This is a genomic window from Bradyrhizobium sp. BEA-2-5 (assembly GCF_032918025.1).
Classification (GTDB): Bacteria; Pseudomonadota; Alphaproteobacteria; order Rhizobiales; family Xanthobacteraceae; genus Bradyrhizobium; species Bradyrhizobium pachyrhizi.
The window spans coordinates 6,773,857-6,798,118 of the sequence record NZ_CP136629.1; the positions used below are offsets into that span (position 1 = coordinate 6,773,857).

20 protein-coding genes and 5 pseudogenes are annotated in these 24,262 nt (G+C 58.4%); 15 read left to right on the plus strand and 10 right to left on the minus strand.

Features of this window, described 5'->3' with window-relative positions; translation table 11 throughout:
* Window positions 1–44: 44 nt before the first annotated feature.
* Window positions 45–929, minus strand: a complete 885-nt coding sequence (locus tag RX327_RS31750; RefSeq protein ID WP_317248184.1) for an IS1 family transposase — start codon at window positions 927–929, stop codon at window positions 45–47.
* 108 nt (window positions 930–1,037) lie between these two features.
* On the opposite strand from RX327_RS31750, the gene RX327_RS31755 reads away from it, so the two are divergent.
* From RX327_RS31755 to RX327_RS31770, 4 genes are all read left to right on the plus strand, one after another.
* Window positions 1,038–1,334, plus strand: a complete 297-nt coding sequence (locus RX327_RS31755) for a type II toxin-antitoxin system RelE/ParE family toxin (RefSeq protein ID WP_317248185.1) — start codon at window positions 1,038–1,040, stop codon at window positions 1,332–1,334.
* Window positions 1,334–2,482, plus strand: coding sequence for a helix-turn-helix domain-containing protein (locus tag RX327_RS31760; protein WP_317248186.1), 1,149 nt, complete (start codon window positions 1,334–1,336; stop codon window positions 2,480–2,482). Before RX327_RS31755 ends, RX327_RS31760 begins: the two co-directional genes overlap by 1 nt.
* 9 nt (window positions 2,483–2,491) lie before the next feature.
* Entirely contained in the window at window positions 2,492–2,998 is a 507-nt protein-coding gene (locus tag RX327_RS31765; RefSeq protein ID WP_317248187.1) for a hypothetical protein, read from the plus strand.
* Window positions 2,999–3,249: 251 nt separating this feature from the next.
* A complete protein-coding gene (locus RX327_RS31770) occupies window positions 3,250–3,495 on the plus strand; it encodes a hypothetical protein (RefSeq protein ID WP_317248188.1) in 246 nt (81 codons plus the stop codon).
* A 109-nt stretch (window positions 3,496–3,604) separates the two neighbouring features.
* Here RX327_RS31770 and RX327_RS31775 read toward each other — a convergent pair whose 3' ends face one another.
* The 3 genes from RX327_RS31775 to RX327_RS31785 all read right to left on the minus strand — a co-directional run bounded on the left by RX327_RS31775 (window position 3,605) and on the right by RX327_RS31785 (window position 5,743).
* On the minus strand, window positions 3,605–4,015 hold the full coding sequence (locus RX327_RS31775; RefSeq protein WP_317248189.1) for a HipA N-terminal domain-containing protein: 411 nt from the start codon (window positions 4,013–4,015) through the stop codon (window positions 3,605–3,607).
* Window positions 3,969–4,310, minus strand: a complete 342-nt coding sequence (locus RX327_RS31780) for a helix-turn-helix transcriptional regulator (RefSeq protein WP_317248190.1) — start codon at window positions 4,308–4,310, stop codon at window positions 3,969–3,971. Before RX327_RS31780 ends, RX327_RS31775 begins: the two co-directional genes overlap by 47 nt.
* A gap of 914 nt (window positions 4,311–5,224) precedes the next feature.
* Window positions 5,225–5,743, minus strand: a complete 519-nt coding sequence (locus RX327_RS31785) for a potassium channel family protein (protein ID WP_317248191.1) — start codon at window positions 5,741–5,743, stop codon at window positions 5,225–5,227.
* Between the two features lie 307 nt (window positions 5,744–6,050).
* On the opposite strand from RX327_RS31785, the gene RX327_RS39355 reads away from it, so the two are divergent.
* On the plus strand, window positions 6,051–6,338 hold the full coding sequence (locus RX327_RS39355; protein WP_410712208.1) for an ImmA/IrrE family metallo-endopeptidase: 288 nt from the start codon (window positions 6,051–6,053) through the stop codon (window positions 6,336–6,338).
* Between the two features lie 325 nt (window positions 6,339–6,663).
* Here RX327_RS39355 and RX327_RS31790 read toward each other — a convergent pair whose 3' ends face one another.
* Window positions 6,664–6,933, minus strand: coding sequence for a hypothetical protein (locus RX327_RS31790; protein ID WP_317248192.1), 270 nt, complete (start codon window positions 6,931–6,933; stop codon window positions 6,664–6,666).
* Window positions 6,934–7,354: 421 nt separating this feature from the next.
* Between RX327_RS31790 and RX327_RS31795 the strand changes: the two genes are divergently transcribed.
* Both RX327_RS31795 and RX327_RS31800 read left to right on the plus strand, forming a co-directional pair.
* On the plus strand, window positions 7,355–8,176 hold the full coding sequence (locus RX327_RS31795) for an SIR2 family protein (protein ID WP_317248193.1): 822 nt from the start codon (window positions 7,355–7,357) through the stop codon (window positions 8,174–8,176).
* Window positions 8,173–9,909 (plus strand): ATP-binding protein, encoded by a 1,737-nt coding sequence (locus RX327_RS31800; protein ID WP_317248194.1) that lies wholly within the window; start codon window positions 8,173–8,175, stop codon window positions 9,907–9,909. The genes RX327_RS31795 and RX327_RS31800 overlap by 4 nt, the downstream gene beginning before the upstream one ends.
* A gap of 948 nt (window positions 9,910–10,857) precedes the next feature.
* Here the strand turns inward: RX327_RS31800 and RX327_RS31805 are convergent.
* Window positions 10,858–11,058 (minus strand): annotated as a pseudogene (locus RX327_RS31805) (cold-shock protein); the annotation flags it as partial.
* An 826-nt stretch (window positions 11,059–11,884) separates the two neighbouring features.
* On the opposite strand from RX327_RS31805, the gene RX327_RS31810 reads away from it, so the two are divergent.
* From RX327_RS31810 to tnpC, 8 genes and pseudogenes are all read left to right on the plus strand, one after another.
* On the plus strand, window positions 11,885–12,115 hold the full coding sequence (locus RX327_RS31810; protein ID WP_317248195.1) for a hypothetical protein: 231 nt from the start codon (window positions 11,885–11,887) through the stop codon (window positions 12,113–12,115).
* Between the two features lie 136 nt (window positions 12,116–12,251).
* A pseudogene (locus RX327_RS31815) lies at window positions 12,252–12,487 on the plus strand (helix-turn-helix domain-containing protein).
* 198 nt (window positions 12,488–12,685) lie between these two features.
* Window positions 12,686–12,859 (plus strand): annotated as a pseudogene (locus RX327_RS31820) (transposase); the annotation flags it as partial.
* A gap of 377 nt (window positions 12,860–13,236) precedes the next feature.
* On the plus strand, window positions 13,237–14,478 hold the full coding sequence (locus tag RX327_RS31825) for a tyrosine-type recombinase/integrase (RefSeq protein ID WP_317248196.1): 1,242 nt from the start codon (window positions 13,237–13,239) through the stop codon (window positions 14,476–14,478).
* Window positions 14,472–15,386, plus strand: a complete 915-nt coding sequence (locus RX327_RS31830) for a tyrosine-type recombinase/integrase (RefSeq protein WP_317248197.1) — start codon at window positions 14,472–14,474, stop codon at window positions 15,384–15,386. The genes RX327_RS31825 and RX327_RS31830 overlap by 7 nt, the downstream gene beginning before the upstream one ends.
* Window positions 15,383–16,396: a tyrosine-type recombinase/integrase gene (locus tag RX327_RS31835; protein WP_283088156.1), complete on the plus strand. Its 1,014-nt coding sequence runs from the start codon at window positions 15,383–15,385 to the stop codon at window positions 16,394–16,396. Before RX327_RS31830 ends, RX327_RS31835 begins: the two co-directional genes overlap by 4 nt.
* 127 nt (window positions 16,397–16,523) lie before the next feature.
* A complete protein-coding gene (tnpB, locus tag RX327_RS31840; protein ID WP_317248198.1) occupies window positions 16,524–16,787 on the plus strand; it encodes an IS66 family insertion sequence element accessory protein TnpB in 264 nt (87 codons plus the stop codon).
* A 74-nt stretch (window positions 16,788–16,861) separates the two neighbouring features.
* Window positions 16,862–18,453 (plus strand): annotated as a pseudogene (gene tnpC, locus RX327_RS31845) (IS66 family transposase).
* Between the two features lie 307 nt (window positions 18,454–18,760).
* On the opposite strand, the gene RX327_RS31850 reads toward tnpC, so the two are convergent.
* From RX327_RS31850 to RX327_RS31865, 4 genes and pseudogenes are all read right to left on the minus strand, one after another.
* Entirely contained in the window at window positions 18,761–20,104 is a 1,344-nt protein-coding gene (locus RX327_RS31850) for an LLM class flavin-dependent oxidoreductase (RefSeq protein ID WP_317248199.1), read from the minus strand.
* Window positions 20,105–20,912: 808 nt separating this feature from the next.
* Window positions 20,913–23,378, minus strand: a complete 2,466-nt coding sequence (locus RX327_RS31855; protein WP_317248200.1) for a CoA transferase — start codon at window positions 23,376–23,378, stop codon at window positions 20,913–20,915.
* 79 nt (window positions 23,379–23,457) lie between these two features.
* On the minus strand, window positions 23,458–23,823 hold the full coding sequence (locus RX327_RS31860) for an SDR family oxidoreductase (protein ID WP_317248201.1): 366 nt from the start codon (window positions 23,821–23,823) through the stop codon (window positions 23,458–23,460).
* 103 nt (window positions 23,824–23,926) lie between these two features.
* Window positions 23,927–24,244: pseudogene (locus RX327_RS31865) on the minus strand (SDR family NAD(P)-dependent oxidoreductase); the annotation flags it as partial.
* Between the last annotated feature and the right edge of the window lie 18 nt (window positions 24,245–24,262).

Consider the following 24,262-nt stretch of genomic DNA (forward strand, 5'->3'; position numbering starts at 1 on the left):
CCCTAATGCGCCATCCGGATATTGGACGACGGGCAGGTAGTGTCTCAGTTTGAAATCTGGTCCGGGTCCCGCTTCTTATAGGGGCCGCGCAGACCCGGAGCAGTCCGCTTGTCGATTAGGGTCACGGCATCTTCCATCTTCATGACGTGATCGACCAAGCCCGACACCATTGCCGGGGTTGCGCCAAGCGTCTTATGAACCCTGCAGAAGTTGTAGAAGAAGAAGTACAGCGACAGTGCGTGGCAATGGTTCTCGAACCTCTTCGAGAACGCATTGGTCAAGTGAGTGAACCGGCGCATGGACATGCGCATGATGAGGTTCTGGCGCTCGGCAAACGACGTGTTGATGAGGTTCGGGTCTGGATTGCCCATGATCGGATTCTTGATCGCGCCAATGCACTTGGGCGGGCCGTAGCGGCCGGGACCGGAATAGTCCGTCGCGAAAATCTTGTTCAGCATTGCGTAGTCGGCATCGAAGCCCGCATCCAGAACGGCCTTTAAATAGGCCTTGTGGCCGTCCGTGGTGAGCTGGACGCGATTGGCGAGCCGGGCTTTCAGGTCGTGCATAAAGGCCGTTCCGGCGCGCGCACCACGGTCTCCAACATGCCAAGAAACGATCAGCTTGGAGTCGGCATCGATGGCGGTCCACGTCCAAACGTCGCCAGAGTCGGCCGGGGCCGCCTTGGCGAACTTGACGTTCTTGTTCTTGGCGTAGCTGAACGACCAGATTTCATCGCACTGGACGGCCTTCGAGGGCACGTTACGGACGGTCGCGTCGTGGAAGGCTGCGCAAGCCTCGCCAGCGTCAATCAGCAGCTTGGTCACCGTATTGATCGATGCGCCAGTAATCCGGCTAATCGACCGCATGCTGCCGCCCTCGCAGAGCATGGAGAGGATTTGGACGCGGGTTTCGACCGAAAGCCTGTTCATGCCGCCGATTTGACTGAAAAAATCCGATATTGTCAAGCATAAAGTTCAGTTTAAGCCATTGCATTAAATGGCATTGAACTATATAAGAATCAATGTCATACGGCGCAGATGGACATTGTGTTCGCTGACCCAATACTGGAACTGGTCGAGACGGAAGACGCGGGACAAACGCGGCTTCCTGTCCCCGTCATTCGGTCAGCAAGGCGAAAACTGACCCTCATTCGTGCCGCGCCGGATGATCGTGCACTGAGGAACTGGAAAAGCTTGCACTACGAAAAACTAAAGGGGGATCGTGATGGCTATCGGTCAGTCCGGATCAACGAAAAATACCGGATCGTGTTCTCGCTCGACGAAACCACTAGGCCGCCCACTGTCACGGTAATCAGTATCGAGGATTATCACTGATGGCACAGGTCAAAATCGCGTCCGTGGACCATCCCGGCACATTCATCACAGAGGAGCTTGAGGCCCGTGGTTGGTCTCAGGTGGATCTGGCGTACATCCTTGGAATGTCGGTGCAGCAGCTCAACCCGCTCCTCACCGGCAAGGCCAACATCACCCCGGACTTGGCTGCCGCGCTGGGTGACGCCTTCGATATGCCCGCCGAGTTCTTCGCGAACTTGCAAAAGCTCTATGAGCTTAATCGAGTCAAACCGGTTGATCCGGGGGTGCGGACCCGCGCGTCGTGGGTCGCGCACTTCCCGGTTCGCGAAATGATTAAGCGGGGATGGATCGAGGATACCGAGCCGGGATTGCTCGACCTCCAAATGCTCAGGTTCTTCGGCAAGAACCGGGTAGAAGACATTCCGTTTATTGGAGCGGGCGAAATCACGGCCCACGCGGCCAAAAAGAGCAGCGGTTACGAGAACACTACGCCGATCCAATACGCATGGCTGCATCGGGTGATGACGATTGCGAAGATGCAGGAAACCCCGCTGTATTCTGAGAGCGCCCTTAGAAAGAGCTTGGATCGCATTAGGGCGCATCTTCAAGACAAGGACGACTTGATCCACGTCCCGAATATTCTTCGGGCTTGTGGCGTCCGCTTTGCGCTGGTTGAGGCTCTACCGAAGTCAAAGATTGACGGCGTATGCGTCTGGATTGACGGTCAGCCTGCTATCGGAATGACCACTCGCCTAGATCGCTTCGACAACTTTGCTTTCGTTCTTCGCCATGAGCTTGAACACGTTCTACAGGGAGACGGCAGAGAGGAATTGTTTGCGCCGGTGGACGAAATAGACGCCACCCATTTTGACGAGCACGCTGATAAGCCGGATGAAGAAAGAAGGGCAGATGACGCTGCCGTGGAATTCTGCATCCCTAAAGCACAGTTGAGTTCGTTTCTGGCGAGAAAGGGCGCGTTCATTTCCGAGCAGGACGTGATCGCGTTCGCTGCGCGCTTGGCGCTGCATCCGGCGATTGTGGTTGGGCAGATTCAGCACAAGCGTCAGAACTACGCTTGGCTTCGTAAGTATCAGGACAGCATCCGAAATCACTTGATGGACTGGGAATTCGTGGATGGTTGGGGGCGACTGGTCCCGACCGGACTATAGGAGGCCAGAATGGCTAACTTCGACGATCAGTTACTGCGTGCATGGGATGAATGGGAAGAAATTACGGGTGAGGCCGCCAATGATCCGGACGACTTCATAACCTGGGCCGTTGAAAACAGGCGCTTAGCCCCACGTCCGCAGGACGTGCGCAAGTTTCTACGCAAGCAAGTCTCTCGAGTTCTGAGGCAGGCTACCCGTTTGGATGAAGCCGGGTTCTCATACAGAGCCAAACAATGCGTAATGCTCTTGGAGAAAGACGGTCGGCAACATCGTATGTGGTTCGATACCGACAAGGGCGGAACCCCAAATTTGCGCCAGAAGGCCACTCGCCAGCGTCGTGACGGCATTGCGAGCGACGTCTATCGGGCAATCTGCGACATGGAGCATATGAACAAGGTGTTTCCCGACGACCCTCAACTATCTTTCTTCTTAGATTTTGCGGATGACGTTGCAGAGCGCCGGGCTGCCGATCTATTGAATAGGGATAGCGAAGACGATCAGGATGAGGCGGCTTAATGCCCCGAGGACCAAAGGGTGAGAAACGCCCCGGCGACGTGATCGGAGCCGCCATCTTGGTCGGCCGAATTGCTACCGGGGAGATTGAAGAACCCACGGGAAAGGCCCCCAACCGTGCCAAGGGCGGTAAGAAAGGTGCCAAGGCCCGTGCAAGGGTGCTCTCCCCCCAAGAGCGGTCTGAGATCGCCAGAGCGGCGGCGGCGGCCCGGTGGAAAAAGAGCTAGCGGTAAGCTTCGCAAGGGAGCCCGGTTATGACACGTCCGTTAAAGAACATGCTTGCTGATGCCGTCCGTTCAACCCTGACAGAGGTATCTAAAGCTGATCTTCCCGAAGGAGTTAGCCCCTCTTCTTTATTGGCCGAGGTCGCGGCTGAATTCATGGTGGCTGAACGGTGGCTAACTAGAACCGATCAGGCGGGTCATTTCGAAAAGCTAGGGCACGACATCGCCGGGGACTTGGTTGAACCACGGCACTATGACGACCCAAATTCAAACTGAGACACTACCGACGGGCAACTTGTCCTGAGCGCCAGCCAAGGACATGTGGATCCCCTCTTCTCCGGCGAGAAACGGCCTCTCCGGAAGCCTTCGAATGGTCTGCGCCAGCTCAGCTTCGGTCAGCTTCCGGTATTTCGGATTGCGCTTCGGCCTTTCGTCTGCGGGGCGAGATATCTCTCGAGCGCCCCCGGAAGGTCTTCGCCCATCTCTTCCAGAAGAGCGAAAACATCGGTTTCGTGGATGCGCAAAGGATCGCACCGATCGTCTGGCGCGTGCGGCCCTCCGGAAGCAAATTGAGGAACCAAGTATAGACGACGTCCGGCTCGTGCAGACGTCGAGACAGCGGCATGCGAGTTGAAACCGGAAAACCATTGGGGTCCGACATCCACGCTTCGTCGTAGGCGAATTCGATATCCTGGACGGCCTCAGTTCGCCGGCGGATGGGACCCACCAGCCTGTCCTCGTAGCTGACCTCAAGACTGTCGCCGGCGACTGCCGGAGCGTTTTCCTGGATTCTCATCGGGGTGGTGCCGGATTATCGGATTATCGGGATCGAAGATGCCGCTATCGTCGTCCGACGTTTGGACGGGCAACACGGGCGCTGGCGCCATGTTGGCTTGGAGCGATATCCCGAGCGCCTTGAGCAGTCTGAGGACCAATCCGATTTGGCTGGTCTGCTTTCCGTTCTCAATATCGACTATGAAACGCACGCCGACATTGGCAGCCAATGCAAGGTCCTGCTGTCGTAAGCCCAGTGCGTTCCGCCGCTGGCGAACCAGGGTTCCAAGAGTGGCGGTATCAGGAATATTGGTCATAGCGAATTTCCCGAGCGGGAATCTAAAGTGCATTACGGCTTCTCGTCAAGTCAAACTTTCCCGAGCGGGAAAATTTAGCTTTCGTTGGAACACCCCACCTTCCGTTTACCGCTCGGGAAAATTTGGGATAGAGCGGGGTCGCCTTGACGGTAAACTTTACCGAGCGGGGGAAACTCACGGTATGAGGACCGCCGGCTGTTTCGGACCAGGCACAAGCGGGCGGGCGTTGCTGATGATGCTGGCCGGCTAGGCTCGGATTTCCGGTATTTTGGCGCAAACACCGCAAGCCTAAAAATATTCAGAGATCGATTCAGGCGCACCCCGAATTCAACCTCCGGTAAAGGGCGTGGAGCTGATTGGCGCGGCCAGCCCGGCGCTGTGGCGATTAGCGTCCCAAACCGCCTAAATTCGGCGTAATTCAGGCCGGGCCCCTGCAATCTCAGCTTGCGCGCCCCTATATTTTGGAGGAGGCTGGGTTCCGGCAAAGGACAGGCGGTGAGCCAATTTGCGCAGGAACCAAGCTCCGGATGAGAGGTTTTTCCTCTCTCGGAATTGACCAGCGTCACAGTGTTCAAACGCTGTCTGCCCTACGAATGTTATGAACTTGGGGTCTAGATCGCGGCGACCAGACTGTCGCGATCTTCTCATGTGAGGCGCTTCCCGCGGGTCAGTGGGAGGCGCGACGAGCTGTTGGCTAACGGATTATTAGGAGGTTGTGGGCGCTTATTGAACGAGTTTAGGGGCCGAAGAGAGAATCGGATAGATGATCCCTATTCTAGATAAGCGTTTCGCGGCACGGAGAAGTCCTATGACTGCGTGGATTTACGAGCGGACGCATTGGATTTTCGACGACAAGAGTCCCGAAAAGAAGCGGGCTCGCATATTCGCTATCGTGCTCGCGTTTGTCCCACTGATTATGGCTGCTGTGCTGGCCCTCCGTTAGAAGCCGCGCGTTGGCTGATGATTGCTGTCGCAATGCCAACAACTATTCCGAAAAACAGATAGCCAAATAGCGCTTCAATAGCTGCGACTAGCCTCAGTTCGTGGGGCGGGATGAAATCGCCGTATCCGAGCGTTGTCCACGTCACAACAGAAAAATAGAGCGGGCTTATCCAATCATTGCTGCTCGATACGCATAGATTTTCTAATTTCGTGTACAGCTTCTCATCGCAGAAGCCACCGAACATGAGTCCGTATCCTCGATAGATGCCGGCAAATACAACAATGATCGTGAGACAGTGAGCTACCAGAGCATACAGCAACGGGCGCGGGCCAAGGTCGTGCGCCTTGAATCCTCGCAAGGCGATGACGGTCCCGGCGAGCGCGCATGCTACCGTTATGTAGCAAATAAACCGATGGCCGGTGAAATCAGCAAAATTGAACCAATAAGCCGAAATCGCCAAGACGCTGTTATTTGCAAGCGGGAAGAGCACGTAAATGATTGCCCGTAAGTATCTATGCATGTTTTCAATTGAAGGACGGTGATGACTACCTCAAATTGTAGTCATAAAACTCCCGGAATGCATAGTGTCATTAGTCGCAATGCCGCTGCCAGTAGCCGGGACGCGGCTCTTCAAGTTGACGGAGACGAGATTTTCCCCTCGCGCACTCGTTGAGCGTTTATCGGTCATTGCTTGCGATGAATGGTCCGCGATGAGCGCTCCGCTCAGCTGCACCGATGGCCTATGGGCTGTGCTCCTCAACGATTGCCACACGATTGAGCGACAGCGGGCCACTGTGATGGAGGAATATTGGCACATTCTCCTCGGGCACAAATTGACCAGGATCGCGCAGGTGGCCGACGGTTACGGCCGCACCTACGATCAGGCCGAAGAGCACGATGCCTTCTATCTTGCTTCTGCCACTTTGCTTCCGCGGGCAGCCATCGTTGAGGCGCTATCCCGTCGAATGGCTTCGGCAGACATCGGACTGACCTTTGGCACCCTCCAGCGAACTCGCCGACTACCGCATCAAGAGATTGGGACTATGGCGCGAGCACATCGGCAAGAGAGTTGGGCCGTCTTCTAACTAGACATCTGTAGCGCGGGGCAGATCAGCGGATTTGCGCCGCTCGGTGCCAGGCAGCCATACTACCTAGAGCCAAAGTGCGGGGCATTGACGCAAAAACTCGCACATCAGCGATTAAATACTGCACCCACGCGGCTATTTTCGACAAGTTCACGTGGAGTGACGTGGTAGACGGCTGTTGCGGTAGTTTCTTTGAATTGTCGGCTCGCTCTCGAGGCTTCGTTCCTACCAGCACCTAAGTAGTGGCACAGGACAGTCCGTTAGCAATCACCGATGCGCTCACCCAGAAGATGGCGTTTGACGGCCGACCAAATAAGTAAGGATGTCATTCATACCAGTCACAACCGTTTGCGGAGCCGGCGAAATACCGCACGACGGTTTCCGGCTTCCTCGCCGCGCGCCGCTCCGTCGCTGAGATATTCTTGCTCAACGCGGCGATCATCTTGCCGGAGGATGTCCGGTGTCGCAGTGCACTGACGAGGAAGCAATCAACAACGCGAGCAACGGGGCCCGCAGGCCACCGGGTGTCCTGGCGCGCACGGCCAACCTGCTCATCGAGAAGCGGAAACTCGGCTTGCTGGGTGCCCGATGACACGATTGAGCTTGTCAAGGATCCATTCGAGGTCGTCCTCGGGACATTGGCGGACGCTCCCGAACGAGTGCATCTGCCATCTTGACGTGCCATATCGGCGATTATTGCAGGCCTTAGGCCACACAGATCAAGCTCGCCTGACGCAACAAGGCCTTCGGCCGCCACACTCAGCATCATTGGTCTGATGGCGGAGAGACGATGGCGGTGAAGAGCGACGCGGACATCGCGCAGGAATTCGCACAAAGCGCGCTGAGCCTAACCCCTGTCATCATACTTGGGAGCGGCGCCTCGGCAGCACATGGGGTGCCGGGTATGGGTGCCTTAGCAGCGGAATTGTCCGCGGCCCCGCCCTCCGCTGGATGGACAGCTGAAGAGAACTCCGAATGGGCCTCGTTCCTCGTCCGGATTAAAGCTGGCACCGACCTTGAATGCGCTGCAGGCAGTCCGCCCGAGCGAACGTCAAACGACGTTCATTGCAGGCCTCACGCGGGAGTTTCTGCTGCCCTCCGATCTGGCCGTCCTGGCATCGGTGTTAGCCGATCGCGACGCCTTGCCGCTCACCCGGCTCTATCGACACCTGTTCGACAGCACGCATACCACTCTTCACGTCGTGACGCCCAACTATGACCGGTTGGCGGAATATGCAGCCGACGCGGCAGACGTGAGCACGTTCACGGGTTTCAACTATGGCTACCTGCAGACAAGGGCACGAGACGCAAACACCCGTGTGACTGTAAACGGGCGACAATCGCGCACCGTGGCGGTCTGGAAGGTCCATGGCTCACTCGATTGGTTTCAGCACGCCGCCAACCAGATCGTCGGCGTCAGAAGCGCTCTCATCGTTCCAGCCAAATACACGCCGCTCATGATCACGCCCGGCATTGACAAATATCGACTAACCCATGGCGAGCCATTCCGCACGATCCTGAGCTGCAGCGACAAGGCTTTGGATAATGCCCGCTCCTACTTCTGCGTCGGCTACGGCTTCAATGACGAGCATGTCCAAACCAAGCTCGTCGAGCGCTGCGACCGTGATTCCGTGCCGTTGGTCGTTGTCACGAAGGAGTTGACGCCGAGCGCAAAGGCTTTTCTGACCGGCGGCCGCTGCCGGCGTTATCTCGCCGTCGAAGAAGGCCCCGCTGGCGCACGCGCATATATGCACCACGCGCCGACAGGGTTCGATCTAGACAAGCCGATTTGGCGTCTCGAGCATTTTCTCGATCACATCATAGGAACACACGCATGAGCATCCTGGACTTTGACGATCAAGAGGCGCTCGGTCGCGTTCAATCGGTCGACACCGCCACCGTGATTGTTCGTGTCGATGACATTGAGGCGTTGCGGGCGCTCCAAGTCAATCGGCTGGTGGCACTGCAAAGCAGTTTAGCAGGCCATAAGCTGATCGGGGTCATCCACAAGATCACGCGCACGGCCCTCGAGGAAGCGAAAGTGGCCGACTTGGAACGAGCCGAGGAGGCTCTCCCTGAGGTTAACCTGGTGCGCATCGCCCTCATTGGTACGCTGCTTGACCGGGACGGGGTCCGCGCCAACGTGTTTCGGCGCACGCTCGAAACCGTTCCGGAGATCGACGCCCGGTGCTTTGCGCTTGAGGGCGAACGGCTCACCCGTTTCATGGGCGTGATCTCTGAGGTGACCGCCGGAACCCAGCGTCTGTCACTCGGTTCCTACACGCTTGATCTCAACGCCGAGGCCTATGTCAACGGCAACAGGCTCTTTCAGCGCCACGCGCTGGTGGTCGGAAGTACCGGCTCTGGCAAATCATGGACGACTGCCCGGCTTCTTGAGCAAGTGGCTGAGCTGAAGAGCGCCAACGCGATCGTATTCGACATGCACGGCGAATATGCGTCCATGGCCGGCGACGGCTTCGTGCATCTTCGCGTGGCGGGTCCGGGCGATATCGAGGCAGGCAAAGCGTTGTCGGATGGCGTGCTTCATCTTCCGTACTGGCTCATGAGCTACGAAGCACTTGTCTCGATGTTCGTTGACCGCACCGACCAGAACGCGCCCAACCAAGCCATGGTCATGTCCCGTGCCATCGTCGATGCGAAGACCAGCTTTTTGACCGCAGAGGGTCACAAGGATGTGCTGGCCAACTTTACCATCGACAGTCCTGTCCCTTTCGCGCTGGACGATGTCCTTGCTGAGCTTGATCGCCTCAACACGGAAATGGTGCCGGGGGCGAGGGCTGAGAAGCAAGGCGACTTTCACGGCAAGCTCAGCCGCCTGATTCAACGCCTGCAAAGCAAGCGCACCGACCGTCGGCTTGGGTTCCTGTTCCCGTCCACAGGCGTTGCGGATAGCTGTGCGTGGCTCGAGCAAGCCGTGACACTGCTGCTGGGCAGCCGCGCCGCCAAAGGCGGGCACGGCGGCGTAAAGGTGGTCGACTTTTCGGAAGTGCCCTCGGACATTCTGCCACTCATTGTCGGAATGGTCGCGCGCATGGCCTTTCAGGTGCAGCAATGGAGCGCACAGGGCGCCCGCCACCCCGTGGCGCTCTTCTGTGACGAGGCTCATCTCTACATTCCCCAGGATGCGAGTTCCGGCGCTGCTGAGAATGCGATCGCGATATTCGAGCGCATCGCCAAGGAGGGCCGCAAGTACGGCGTCGGCCTGGTCGTGATCAGCCAGCGTCCGGCGGAGGTGAATCGTACCGTCGTCAGTCAGTGCAACAATTTGATTGCCATGCGGCTGACCAATGGCGACGATCAAACGGTGGTCCGCCGCCTGCTACCCGACAGCCTCGGAAGTTTTGGGGATCTACTGCCAATTCTTGACACGGGCGAAGCCCTGGTGGTGGGCGATGCGATTTTATTGCCCACGCGGATTCGGATCGCCAAGCCCGCCAACGAGCCACTCAGCGGCACGATTGAATTTTGGGACCGCTGGTCAGATCCCAGCACTGCCGCCGCACTCGATAAGGCGGTCGAGAGCTGGCGCCGCCAGACGCTTATCAAATAGCAAGTCTGTGCGACCGGCTACGAGGGTCAGCCATCGTTGATGGCGCCGCTGCGATCTGCCGTTCACGTGCGCTGCTCCGAGCCGCATATCGCACAACGAGGTCCTCCGGCGCGCTCGGCATGAGCGAATTGCGGGGCAGAAGTTGCGAAGGGGAGCAGCGCGCAAGTGCAAGGCACGAGTTCGTGCTGTCCTCATGAGCTGGTCCCGACCGGCCCTGACCGATCCCTTCAATTCAGCGACGGGACCGCTCTGCTACGCGCAGCGGCATCGGCCGACCGCGCCTGGTTGACGGCAGGGGCGCCAATCCAGAGCCGATGGAGCGAGTGAACCGGAGTAGCGCCCGCCGCGGCTCGAGCCGGAAGATAAGCAACGGACAGCGCGCAGCGGATCCTGCTTGCATTCCGCCGGCCCTCCCCGTCACCCGAGCCTTACGGGCCAGACTTGACCGGTGTCATTGCGACAAAGAACAGCGCATTAATCAGCAGCCAAATCGCGAGCAAACTAAGCGCGGTGTGCATGACGACCTCCGAAATCGATCAGCACTAGGTTGCCAAGAGCCTTTGCCGAGCTGGAGCACCAAACCTGCGAAGCATTCGGTCCTCGGTCGAGAGGACTGCGCTTGCATTCTATCGCTCCAGAACGGCATGACGGGAGCACGGAGGCGATATGTACGGGTGAGCGAACCAGCGAACGCAGCTCTCGTCCGAGACTCGCAAGTCTGCGTCTCCTCAAGACCACCTCACAAGGACGACGCCCATCACGAAAGCCCTCAGCGCTGGGGTGAGCGGAGCCAGCAGCGGCCGTCCACGCGCATCCTCGGCCGAGAATGATGTAGCGCATATAGCGCCGGGAGGGAGCGCGGAGCCCGTCGCGCGGATGGCGCCGGAACCTGGTAAGTTGAGAGAAGCCCATCGCTCGCAACCTCGTCCGCGCGCGGATCACACTAGCCAACTGAAGATTTTCGGCAGACATTTTGCCCGAGCGACTGGCCTTCGGCTCGTAACTGACCCGAGCGCCCTCCTCGAGTCCGGTATAGCCTGCCTTTTCAACTGCACTGATGTGCACGAAGACATCGGGCCCTCCATCTTGCGGCCTGATGAAGCCATATCCCTTCTTCGGGTTAAACCACTTCACAATGCCCATTGCCACGGCCCGATCTCCAAATCGAAGGACTGTGATTTTACGAAGAGTTCTTGCAGCCATCAGGCCGCGCGGCAAGAGAGCCAATGTTCTGCGGCGTAGCGCCGCGAGCGCGGTCGTAGCTCCGATTCCGCAGTGTCGGCGGGACGACTTAAGCGCAGTGGCATCCAGCGTGCCGAATGCCCCACCCTCAGCGTCAAAGAGAAGGTCGCTTTGACGACAACTGAGGGGCGAGATTGCTCAAATCACACCACGGACGCAGATTCCCTGCGAGTATTGCCTTACGGAGCAGTATTCTAGCTTAGTACATCGCTAAATTTACTCCGACACCCTGCTTGCCAATGGGTTGCGGCAGTAAACTGCGGACGTTCTGGAAAGCCATCGGACAAACGATTGGTGCCGAACCCGATGACGCGCCATCCAATGCATGCCGATTCTGCGAGCCTTGCGCGTGGAACGCATCGTTTACGCGTGCTGCCGCCGCACTGACACTCTACAGGACATGCACACGCATGCCCTGCACTACTTTCGGTGTTTGGCGTATTCTGGCCGAGCATCCTTGCGGAATCCCTGTTCGCCCTAGAACTGGTAGGAGAACTGCGTTCGCGCTTCAGGTATTCTTTCAAGTCAAGATCGACGCTCGGCGCTACGAAAGCCAGAACCTAGGAGTGGCCTGCGGCTAACCCGATATTTGAATCCAATCCATGGGCCGCATGTGAGTAGCCTCACAGCTCGACAACCTGCTGGTCACAAGCTGGTTCCGCGATGATGCTTTCAAACGTTACCTGGAGATTCTGCGATTCAGATCGCTGAGGGGACATACTGAGAGGAGATGATGATTCAGCTCTTCGGGTTGCCTTCGCATGATCCCGGTCCGCGGATCGTTTTTGTTGGCAGGAATCGGGCCGGCAACTGGATTGCCCGCGAACGACGCGGCACCTTTGGCGGCCTGTTCGTCAACCGCGCCCAAGCTCTGAAATACGCCCGTTTGCAGACCGGCCACCATCCTGAGAGCATCATCGAGGTGACGCGTGAAATCGAACTCGATATTTGCACCAAGCCATGAATTGCAGAACAGCTTGGGGGAGCGAGGATCTGTGACAGACATTTAATAATTCGGACGAAAGACCCCGCTTTGCTGATAAGTTATAGACAGGTCGAAGGCAGTGGTTTAACGGGCATCCAAATGTCTGCCTACGCGCATGAGAGCTCGTGCGCTTGTGGCCTACAATATGCGCCGGATGCGCGTCGAGCGCGGCATCCCGCAAAACTGGCGCACGACGCAGAGATTGATCGCTCCTATATGAGCAGTCTCGAGCGCCAGGCGAACCCGACAATTGATCTTCTCGATCGGATTGCCGAGACACTAGACGTTCTTGTTTCCGAACCATTCGTTCGGCCATGCAAAGGGGCCCCTCCCCTTGGCACCTTACCTTAAGGTCGCAAGCCGAAGCCGTACAGCGCAAGAACGGCTAACACTCCTTGCAGCAGATTTCCGCCGAAGACTGTGATAATCGTAAGCGGAAAAGAGACCCCGTCTGGCGCAAGGGGTGAGCAATCGGCTATCGGCTGCTGAGTTTGTGAGCCGATGTGAGCTTCTATGTCTGCGCCTAGTTCTGGAACTAGAACCTTCCATATGATCGAAGCGGTCGCCGACCGTCTTGAGGGAGCGCCGCGGCAGCTTCGTCGACGCTGGTCGGACGAGTTCAAGGCGCAAATTGTGACAGAGGCGCTGGAGCCTGGCGCGAGCGTATCGGCGATCGCTCGTCGGATCGGCATTCACCCGTCGCAGCTGTTCGCGTGGCGCCGTGACGCTCGGGCGGAACGACATTATCGCGAGCGGCACTCGAGTTGCGGGGGTGAGATGGCGTCTGTGTCAGGCGCGGTGATCGAAATTGCCATTGGCGAGGTGATCGTGCGCGCCGGCGTGGACGTCGACGAGGCGCAGCTACAGCGGGTGATCCGGGCGGTACGTTCGGCATGATCCCCTCCGGCGTGAAGGTGTTCCTGGCCAGCCATCCCGTCGACTTCCGCAATTATGTGGAGCACATGATTATGCAGAGTTGGCTGTAAGCTGATCGCAGTTTTTCCTTGCTATCAACAGTTTACACCGAAGCCGGAGGGTTCTGACTCAGCATAATTCGAGGTTTCCCTCGCTGTCTTAATGGCAACGAGAGGATGCCGCCGATGGCCAAGCCAAAGCAAAGTCGCTGCATTTGTCAGCGCAGCATGGATGCGGGCGAACTCGCCCCGCTGGTAACGGAGTTTGTGGCCGATCTAGGGGCGCAGGGACATTCCTGCCTGACAGTGGGCGGCTACGAGGCTTCTGCTCGTCACTTCGCCTGCTGGCTCGTGAAGGCAGAACTCGCGATCGGCAATATTGATGATGGTGTCCTGCATCGTTTCGCGCGACATCGTTGCCGTTGTCCCGGCATTCGACGACTAAACCGCGTGTCAGCAAAGTATGTGAGGCGGGCGCGCAGGTTTGTCGAGTTCTTGGCAAAGCGCGGGATTGTGCAGCGTGCAGCGCACGTCGCGCCACCGGCTCCCAATCGACAGGTATGCGAGTTCCAGGAGTGGCTGCGACGGCATCGCGGCATCTCGGACCGGACGATCAATCGGCACGGTCGCATGGTCATGCGGATGCTGCCGGCGCTTGGAAGCATGCCAGGACGATACAACGCTGATCTCATCCGCGCGGTGATTGTCGCGGAGACGAAGCGAGCCTCAATGGCCTACGTCAAGACGATGGCCATGGCGTTGAGAGGTTACCTGCGTTTTCTCAGTGCGTGCGGCCTCTGCCGAGCAGGGCTCGACCACGCCGTGCCGATCATTCCGCAGTGGCGTTTGTCGGCGCTACCGCGCTACATCGATTCCACCGATGTAGATCGCCTGATCGCGACGTGCGATTCGGCCACGCCGTCCAGCCTTCGGGATCGGGCCATTCTGCTCCTTTTAGCGCGCCTGGGCTTGCGAGCCGGCGATATCGTCATGCTTTGCCTCGAAGATATCGATTGGCAACAGGCAACGCTCTCGGTGTGTGGCAAGGGTCGTCGCGAGACAAGGCTTCCGTTACCCCAGGATGCGGGCGACGCCGTGCTCGACTATTTGGATCGTGGCCGATCTCGAGCTGTCTGCGACCGACTGTTTCTGACGTCGAAAGCACCATTCCAGCCGCTCAGCGGATCAACCGTTTCCAGTGTTGTCCGACGAGCGCTCGACAGGGCCGGCATCGCCGCGCCCTCGAAGGGCACCAATCTGCTCCGGCACTCGGCGGCGACTGCCATGCTGCGGGGCGGCGCGACGCTCGACATGGTCGGAACTGTGCTCCGACATCGGTCGCCCGATATGACCGCGCACTACGCCAAGGTCGACATTCTCATGCTGCAGCAGATCGCGCAGCCGTGGCCGGGAGAAGCGCGATGTTGAGCCAAGATCTTGCCAGATACGTAGACCTGCAGCGCTCACTGGGATTCAAGTTCCGCATCCAGCATATCCTGCTTAGGGGCTTCGTCGCCTTCGCCGAGGAGCACGGCGACGGGCACGTCAAGAACGCCCGCGCGCTCGCTTGGGCTGCCCGCGCCCCGTCACCGGAACAGCGCCGCAACCGCCTGCTCACCGTGCGGCGGTTTGCTCTGGCCATGCACGCGGAAGATGGACGTCACGAAGTTCCTGCACCGGATGCGCTCGGGAACGCCGTCGTCAGACGACGATCACCTTACATCTACACGCCGAACGAGATCGATGAGTTGATCCGGGCTGCGGCCGCTCTCCGACCTGCTGGGTCGATGCGGCCGCTCACCTATGTGACCTTGCTTGGCCTGCTCGCTGCAACCGGCATGCGTATCTCGGAAGCATTGGCGCTACAGCTCGATGACGTCACGGTTGACGGCCTTCTGATCCGGCAGACGAAGTTCCAGAAGAACTGGCTGTTGCCGCTGCATGCAACGACGGAGCGGGCGCTCGACAGATATCTGGCGGCTCGCGCGAAGCTTGGGTGTAGGAACCTCGCGCTCTTCGTGTCCGGCCCCGGCGGGCAGCTCCCTTACAACACCGTGAAGGGCGTCTTCCTTCAGTTGCTCACGTCAGCGGGCCTGGAAGGCGTGTCCTCCCCGAGGAAGCCGCGCATCCACGACCTGCGCCACACCTTCGCCGTCCGCTCGCTAGAACAGTGCCAGCATGATCGCGACGCGGTCGCCCGCCATATCGTGGCGCTCAGCACCTACCTTGGCCACGCGCATGTGACCGACACCTACTGGTATCTGCAGGCGACACCAATCCTGATGAAGCAAATCGCCAGAGATGGCGAGGCCTTGCTCGTTGGAGGTGACGCATGACCACGCTCGCCCCGCACTTGACCAGTTTCCTGCGCGAGCACCTGCCAAGGGAGCGCAATGCCAGCCCCCACACATGTGAGGCCTATGCGCACAGCTTCCAGCTCCTCGTATGCTTCGCTGCAGACAGGCTGAAGGTTCGACCATCGCAGCTTGAGATCGAGCGGCTCGATGCTCCGCTCATCCTGTCGTTCCTCGAGCATCTGGAGCGCAAGCGCGGCAACTCGGCGCGGACGCGCAACGCCCGGCTAGCTGCGATCAACGCGTTCTTCCGGTTCCTGGAGTACAGGCTGCCATCATGCCTCGATCAGGCGCGCCGGATTCATGCCATTCCGATGAAGAAGGCCGACCAAGCACTCGTCAGCTATCTCACCCGCGACGAGCTGCAGGCTCTGCTCGATGCCCCAGATCCGCGCACCGCTTCCGGCGTGCGGGATCGAGCCATGCTGCACCTTGCCTTCGCCGCGGGCCTGCGCGTGTCAGAGCTGGTCAGCCTTCGCATCGATCAGATCGACCGTCATAGCCTGTCCAGCGTGCACATCATCGGGAAGGGCCGTCGCGAGCGTGTCCTGCCGCTCTGGAAGGAGACCGCTATCGTCTTGAAGGCTTGGCTCAAGGTACGCCCTGAGAGCAGCGATCCGGCATTGTTTGTAAACGCCAAGGCACAAGCAATGACCCGCTCCGGCTTCGAGTATCTCCTCGCCAAGCACGTCGCCACCGCAGCACGGAGAGAGCCGTCCATCGCCGGCAAGCGGGTGACGCCGCACGTTCTGCGTCACACCTGTGCGATGCATACGCTGCGGGCGACCCGTGACGTTCGAAAGGTCTCACTTTGGCTCGGACACGCGAGCCTGCAAAGCACGGAGGTCTACCTGCGAGCCGATCCGACCGAGAAACTGGAAGCGCTGGCCGCGATGGCGCCGCCCATGCTGAAACCCGGCCGCTTCCGTGCCTCGGACAAACTCTTGGCGATGCTCAGGACGGTCGGCCGCCCGTCCAATTATGCGGAGTGAACGCGCCCAGAGAACCGCGGCGGGCGGCCTCCACCGCCGCGGACTCCACATAATCATGTGCTCCACATAATTGCGGTTATGTGCTGCAGCACATAAGCGGAAGGGTATCGATGGGCTTGTTGCGCTGGTGCGCGATGCGGGCTCAGATCCGTTCGACGGTGCGCTTTATGTGTTCCGGGCCAAAAGAGCCGACAGAATCAAGATCGTATGGTGGGATGGCTCCGGCGTGTGCCTCTATTTAAAACGTCTCGAGAAGGCGAGGTTCTGCTGGCCGCGGATCGGACATCATCGGGTACAGATGAACCCCGCGCAGTTGATGGCACTGGTGGATGGGATGGACTGGAAGCGGGTCCGGACCGTGGCGGTCAAGCGGCCGGAGATTGTTGGGTAAAAGCACTGCGGCGAAGTGAATCAGCGGCCTGAAAGGGCAAGAGAAACGGAGCAAAATGTGCTCTGGTCGGGTCAATGACGCCGCCTGATCTTAGTCTCCCGAATGACGTAGAGACGCTGAAGGCCATGGTTCTTGCCATGGCCGAGAAAGCGGCCCGCGCCGATGCTCTGGAGAGCGAGGTCGCCGATCTCAAGGCCCGCAGCGCCGATGCCGATGCGCGCATCGAGCGGCTGACGCAGATCCTGAAGGCCTTCGACCGCGCCCGGTTCGGCCGACGATCGGAAAAGCTCGGCTCGGCGAACGGCGACGATGAACAGCAGGCCTTCGTCTTCGAGGAGATCGAGACCGGCATCGCTGCGATCAAGGCCCAGGTCGGCAAGGGCCGTGCGCGGGCGGATGGCACGCGTGCACCGCGTCGGCGCAAGGGCTTTGCGCCCCATCTGGAACGGATCGAAACTGTCATTGAGCCGCACGAGCTGGCTGAGCATGCAGGCAAGCAGAAGGTGCTGATCGGCGAGGACGTGTCGGAGCGCCTGGATGTGGTGCCGGCGAAGTTCCGTGTGATCGTCACGCGCCGTCCCAAGTATGCCTTCAAGAACGCGGACGGCGTCATCCAGGCGCCGGCCCCGGCCCATATCATTGAAGGAGGCATTCCGACGGAAGCGCTTCTGGCCCAGATCGCCGTCGCCAAATATGCCGATGGCCTGCCGCTCTACCGGCAGGAGGCTATCTACGCCCGCGATTATGTCGAGTTGGACCGCCAGCTGATGGCACAATGGATGGGCAAGCTCGGCTTCGAGCTCGAGATCATGGCCGACTACATCTTCAGCGAGGTCAAGAAGGCCGAACGGGTCTTTGCCGACGAAACCACTTTGCCGACGCTCGCTCCGGGCTCCGGATCGACAAAGACGGCCTACTTATGGGCCTATGCCCGAGATGACCGAACCTTTGGCCGCAACGGTCCGCCGATGGTGGCTTATCGCTTCGAAGACAGCCGCGCCAGCGAATGCGCGGTCCGACACCTCAATGGTTATCGCGGCATCCTGCAGGTGGATGGCTATGCCGCCTATAACAAGCTCGCGCGATCCGATCGCGGCAATGATGGCATCACCTTGGCTGGCTGCTGGTCACACTGCAGGCGCAAGTTCTACGAGCTGCATGTTGCTGGGAGCTCAGAAGTGGCAACGGCGACGGTCGAGCGGATGGCGAAGCTCTGGCAGGTCGAGAAAACCGTGCGCGGTCAAAGCCCCGACGCTCGCGTTGCCGCGCGCCAGCAAGCCTCCGCGGCGATCGTCACAGATCTCTTCGATCTCTGGCAGCAGACCTTGCGGCGGATCTCCGGCAAATCAAAATTGGCCGAGGCGATCCGCTATGCCGTCTCGCGCCGTGCCATCTTCGAACGCTTCCTGACCGATGGTCGCATCGAGCTCGACTCCAACATCGTCGAGCGCGCCATCAGGCCACAAACAATTACGAGAAAGAATAGTCTGTTTGCCGGCAGCGACGGCGGCAGACGAACCTGGGCGACCATCGCGACACTGTTGCAGACAGCGAAGAAGAACAACGTCGATCCGCTCGCTGGCTTGCTCTCACGCTTCAGCGTATCGCCAACGGCTGGCTGAGCAGCGAAATCCACGCCCTTATGCCATGGAACCACGCCATCTGACGGCCTCACCCTGCCGCTTACAGATAATCTCTGGCTGTGCGCCCGTGTAGGATCAAAATCATCGATGGAATGATCCACTTTTCCGATTCCTACCCAAATCACGCCCTCCGCCGGCTACGATGTAGGAGATTACGATAGCCCTGATCCGCTACCCACTTGGCGCGAGCTAGATAACTGTCGAAAGCATGAGGCGACGACCCGGTTGCAGGTTCGGGTCAATGCCAACAATGCAAGCGATTCCGCGCAATCAGCGTTGTCAGCGGCGGCATCTAGAGCCGGATTAACGCTTGAGGATCAAAACAACTGCTTAGGCTGTTCGCGTGAACCGATTGAGCGGCCGCTTGAGACCGAGGTTTTCTCGTAGCGTTTGTCCGCGGCTCGCGGACCTGAATTTGCCGCGTCGACGCAATTCAGGCACAACGAGCTCCGCAAACTCCTTGAGTCCGCCAGGAACAAGCGCCGGAATCACATTAAATCCATCGGCCGCATGTTGATCGAACGCGTTAACCATCACGTCGGCAATTTCATCGGGCGTTCCGACAACCATCAGATGCCCTCGGGAATCCGATATTGAGCGGATCAGCTGTCTCCACGTGAGTTTTTGGCGAGCAGCGAGCTCGAGGAGCACCTTTTGGCGGCTCTGAATGAGGTTCGTCTGCGGCAAGGTAGCTGGAACTAGCGAGTCAAGATTGATCGAACGCAAGTTGGTGACAAAGCCCAACCACCGATCCGCTGTCTCAATCATAACGTCCATGTCTGTATAAGACTGTAGTTTTTGGAGCTTTTCAGACGCTTCCTGCTTGGTCGTTCCAACAATCGGTACGATGCCGGGCATCACGAGCACTTGATCGTCTTGCCGTCCAAGTGCCCGCGCCTTCTCTTTCAGATTTGCGTAATAATTTTTACCGCTTTCCAGCGATGGTTCAGCGGTGAACACAACTTCAGCGAGTTCGGCAGCGAACCTTATGCCAGCATCGGATGAACCGGCTTGGACCAATACCGGATATCCTTGAGGCGGCCGCGCGATATTCAGCGGGCCTCTCACTGAGAAATAGGTCTCGTGGTGGTTCAGGAAGTGAAGCTTCGTCGTGTCGGCAAAAATACCACTTTGCTTGTCACGAACGAATGCGTCGTCCTCCCATGTGTCCCAAAGCCCCTTGACAACGTTTACGAACTCCCTGGCGCGATCATATCGCACGTCGTGCTCTGGAATCTCCTGGTCGCCAAAATTTGCTCCCTCGAACTTGTTTCCGGAGGTGACGATGTTCCAGGCCGCTCGTCCGCGGGAGAGGTGATCAAGGGACGCGATCATGCGCGCAAGATGATAAGGCTGATGGTACGTCGTCGTCGCCGTCGCCACGAGGCCGATATTTTGCGTTCTGGACGAAAGAGCCGACAAGAGCGTGATCGGCTCAAATGTATCGTTTCGGCCTGCACGCGCTATGTTCGCGTGATCTCGCTCTACAACGCTTGGGCTGTCCGCGAGAAAGACGAAGTGAAATGCCGCGCGTTCGGCAAGTGCCGCAAGGTGCACGGAATGGTCGATATCGATCCCGCCAGCATTTGGCACGCTCGGATCGCGCCAAGCCCCCTCGATGTATCCTGCCTGAACGAAGTATAGTCCAAGCGTCATTTCACCATTGCGCGCCATGCCGCCCTTCCTTTCCCAAGAACAACCTTTGCTTTGAGCGAATGCTCCCTCGTCCTAAGAATCCTCTCTTCTAACTGAGAGAAAAAAACAAGAATCGGCAAATTGATTCTAGAGACCTTCAAACGTCATGCGCTACGAACAGCGAGAGAGACTTCGCCCTGCAAGCGCCGCACCTTCGACCAGTCTTGCGGCGGGCGAACGCCTAAACGATAGGTGACATGCTTCCGCCATCCGGATCAATCACGAGCATTGGTAGTTGACCAAGCCGCGACTTGTATCCCTCTGTGGAGAGATGCTTTGGAAGAGAGGCACGCTTCACGAAAACATTGGAAACCGTTACACAAAAGACGTGCATTCGCACGATAAAGGCCAGTTGACGGCTGACATCAAGGTCATGTTTTGAGCCTCGGAAACCCAATTGTCGGGCAGGATAAGCATTCGCGGCTCACTCTCGTCGAGCTCGATCAAGACGACAACCCGTGTCAACACAGAGATTCGAGCTCTTGTTGTGCTTATGGCATAGTGCAGCGCACGCCCGCGATGATCTAAATGCGAGTGCAACTGCGGTGACATCGCAACGCCCTTCATAACTCTCGCCAGACTCGATTCCTTTGCGACCTTCGATGCAGAAAGGAAGCAGAAGCAAGATAAGACAGTCTGGTTGCAGAGTAGGAATTCGCTTGCGCGACTGAAGGGGCCGTTCTCACTCACAGGGCCTGCCGCATCACTGGCAAATTATGGCGATCCCATGGCATTCGTCGACCGGGACTTCTCCGTGCAAGGTCGTCTCGTCGACTTTTCCTGAGGTTCAGCTTCCTTGTCTCAGCTCAACTTCCGACAGCATTCTGGTGCCGATGATGCCCGCGTTGGCTAGTTCTGCGATCTCGACCTCGCTGAGCCCGAGAAGCTCTGTCAGGATTTCTGTGTTTTGTTCTCCCAATGTCGGCGCCGCTCTGCGGATTGGATGGGCTCGAGCGCTTTCACGAATCGGAATTGAGGGCTGCGGATGCAGGCCGATGAAGGCACGGTCGATCTCCTGAAAAAATTCGCGTGACTTTAGGTGCCGATCTTCCAGTAGGTCGATTGGCAGGCGGACCACCCCGGCTGCAATCCTTGCGGCCTGCAGCTCGTGCATCGCCTGATCTGCATCGCGCGTGCGCGTCCAAGCTTCGATAACGCTCTCGATTGCATTTTCGATAGTGCGACGAGCGTCCGCGGAGCTCAGCGAGACGTCAGCCGCCCAGTCTGCTCGGCCGATAATCGTGGCAAGTCTCTGCCACATGTTATCGTCAGTAGCGGCTATCGTAATCCAGCTATCCTCCCCTAAGCACCGGAAGCAGCCGTGAGGCACGAACTGCGGATGCCGATTGCCGTACCTTTTCGAAGTGCCACAGATCGATTGGATGATGATCCACGGCGCTGCGAACGGCACCATGCATTCGATTTGGGCAAGATCAATGAACTGACCCTGACCAGTCTTGCGGGCATGGATCAGAGCAACCAGAACTGCAGCGCAGCCATTCAATCCGCCTACGGCATCGCCAAACGCGATGTGACTCATTACCGGCGGATCCTTCGGGCCTCCTATCACGCTTGGTACCCCCGAACCCTGCTCCAGGGTCGAGCCGTAGGCTCGGCAATCGCGACGTGCGCTATGCGTGCCAAAGGCTGACATCGACATCACGACGAGCTGCGAGTTGAGCGTTCTAAGGACATCGTAGCCAAGCCCGAGCTTTGGCAGCACGTCGACCGAATAATTGTCGACGACAATATCGGCGCCTGCTATCAAGCGCTTCGCAAGAGCGAGGCCTTGCGGTCTGGTCAGATCAAGCGTGATGCTGCGTTTATTGCGATTCATCATACAAAAGCGCAGCGTCTTTTCATACATCTGGCGGTTCACGTAATCCGGGCGGCGATCAACGCCGCGCCACCAATCCGGGTATTGGATGGCCTCGATCTTGATAACGTCCGCCCCGAGGTCAGCAAGAGTGCGCGTGCACAATGGGCCCGCCCAGCCCATCGAAAAGTCGATGACGCGGATCCCCTGCAAAGGTTGCCTGGTAGGATCGTTGCAGCCCGGCGAGACCGCCCCTCTGCGCGTGATGTTTGTTCGGATGTTCGCGAAGGCCTGCCGCTCGCCAGGAGACGGAACCTTTCCGCCGCGGCGCGGCGGTGTCAATGTCAGCCGCTGCATCGAGCCCGCCGTCCGCCCCCTTTCTTCGCCGATCAGGATGGGCACGATCGCGCCGCGCTCGTTCTTCTCACTATCCTCGAGTAGATCGGATATTCCCGGTACAGGTGCAATTGGGATCTTGCGCTTTAGTCCCTCGGCAAACCACTGCTGCGCCGTCCGGCTCCTAAGCCTTGGGATGAACTGTCGTTCGATCTGTTCCATATGTTTCAGACGATCAGCGCCGATCATCAAAGCTGGATCATCGCGCAAATGGGGTAGGTCCAGCATGTCGCAGAACGCGCGCCATTGCGTCGGCGTAATTGTTGTGACGCCAAGCCATCCGTTTTTTGTCTGGTAGATGCCGGCTGGAAAGTTGGGCCAGAACCGATTGATGCCAATCCGGCGCATCACATTGCCACGATCGAGCGCCTCGAATATCTGATACTCGCTGAGCGAGATACAAGCTTCGAATATGCTGAGCGAGTATGACCTTCCTGCTCCACTCCCCAGTCGTGCGATCACCGATGAGGCCGTGGCGATGAAGCCCCACAAACCGGCCAAGATACCCGCTTGGAAATCCGGCGCCGACAAAGGAGGGCCTTCGACCGGCCCAACCAATTTGATGAGTCCAGCAAGGGCGCGGACGGTCGCGTCGGCCGCAGCGAATGTAGCATAGGACCCCTCGCGACCGAACCAGCTCACGTCGAGGTAGATCAAGTCCGGGTGCTCTTGTCGGATGGCAGCGACGTCTATGGGCGGACAATCCGCGGAATCAACAGCGCGGCCATCGACCAGAATGTCGCAATCCTCGATCATACACGCTAGTCGCGTGGTCGCCTCGGCGCTGGCGGGATCAACGATAACGCTTGACTTGTTAAAGTTCAGGAATGCAAACCATGCGCTTTGCCCACCGGGCGTCAAAGGAGCGGCGCTGCGAAGTGGATCGCCTGGCGGCGGCTCGACTTTCCAAACCGCGGCGCCGAAATCGGCAAACAGCCGCGCGCAATAGCTCGTAGCAGCTGAGCTACCAATTTCGAGGACTCGTAGATGCGATAATGCTTCCCTGGACCGCTCCATTGCTTCTGCCTTATTGATGCTCACGGAATATCTCGGTTAGCGATGCGGGAGCACAACAATGCTTACCTAGCGGATGGGGCAGACTATCCGACCGAAATGCCCGCTAGGCGCCAAACTCGCCACCCGTGATATCGATCGTCGCTCCGGTAATAAAACCCGCCATAGGGGACGCCAAAAAAGCCGCGACGTGCGCTACTTCTTCGGCGTTTCCAAATCGGCCGAGTGGAATGCGGCTAAGAGCCGAGCGGTTGACCTTTGCCTCTGCAGGCCCAGTTAAGTCGCTGAGAACCCGCCCCGGGGCGATACAATTGACGGTAATACCATGCGGGGCCAGATCCCGCGCAGCAGCGCGGGTTAAGCCGACCAATCCCGCTTTCGATGCGGCGTAATGCGGTCCAGCGATTAAGGGTACAGCACGACCCGCCAAAGATCCGATGTTGATGATACGCCCATAGCCGTTTGCAATCATTGATGGCGCCAACAGACGTATAAAAACAAACGGGCCGCTTAGATTGACATCGATGAACTCGGGCCCACTCCTCTGTCGACATCTGCGAAAGCCAGGGTAAGTTCTGGTCTACACGTTTCGGAGAGATCCCCGCATTGTTTACCAAGACCGAAATTTCCCCCCAACGGCTCCGGATTTGATCAAAAAATCTGGTCACCTCATTTTGCTGAGTGACGTCGAGCACCTCTGCGTGAAGCTGATCTTCCGTACAGCTAAGACTATCGAGCGCCCGCTGCACGCTATTCGCCTGTGTGGCCACGAATCCGACCCGATAACCATCCGCCAAAAACCTGCGTACGATCTCAAGTCCGATTCCCCGTGCTCCTCCGGTCACGAGTGCGACGCGCAGATGACCTTCAGCTTTCAGCTTTCCTGTCGCCATGGTTCAAACGATCATAAA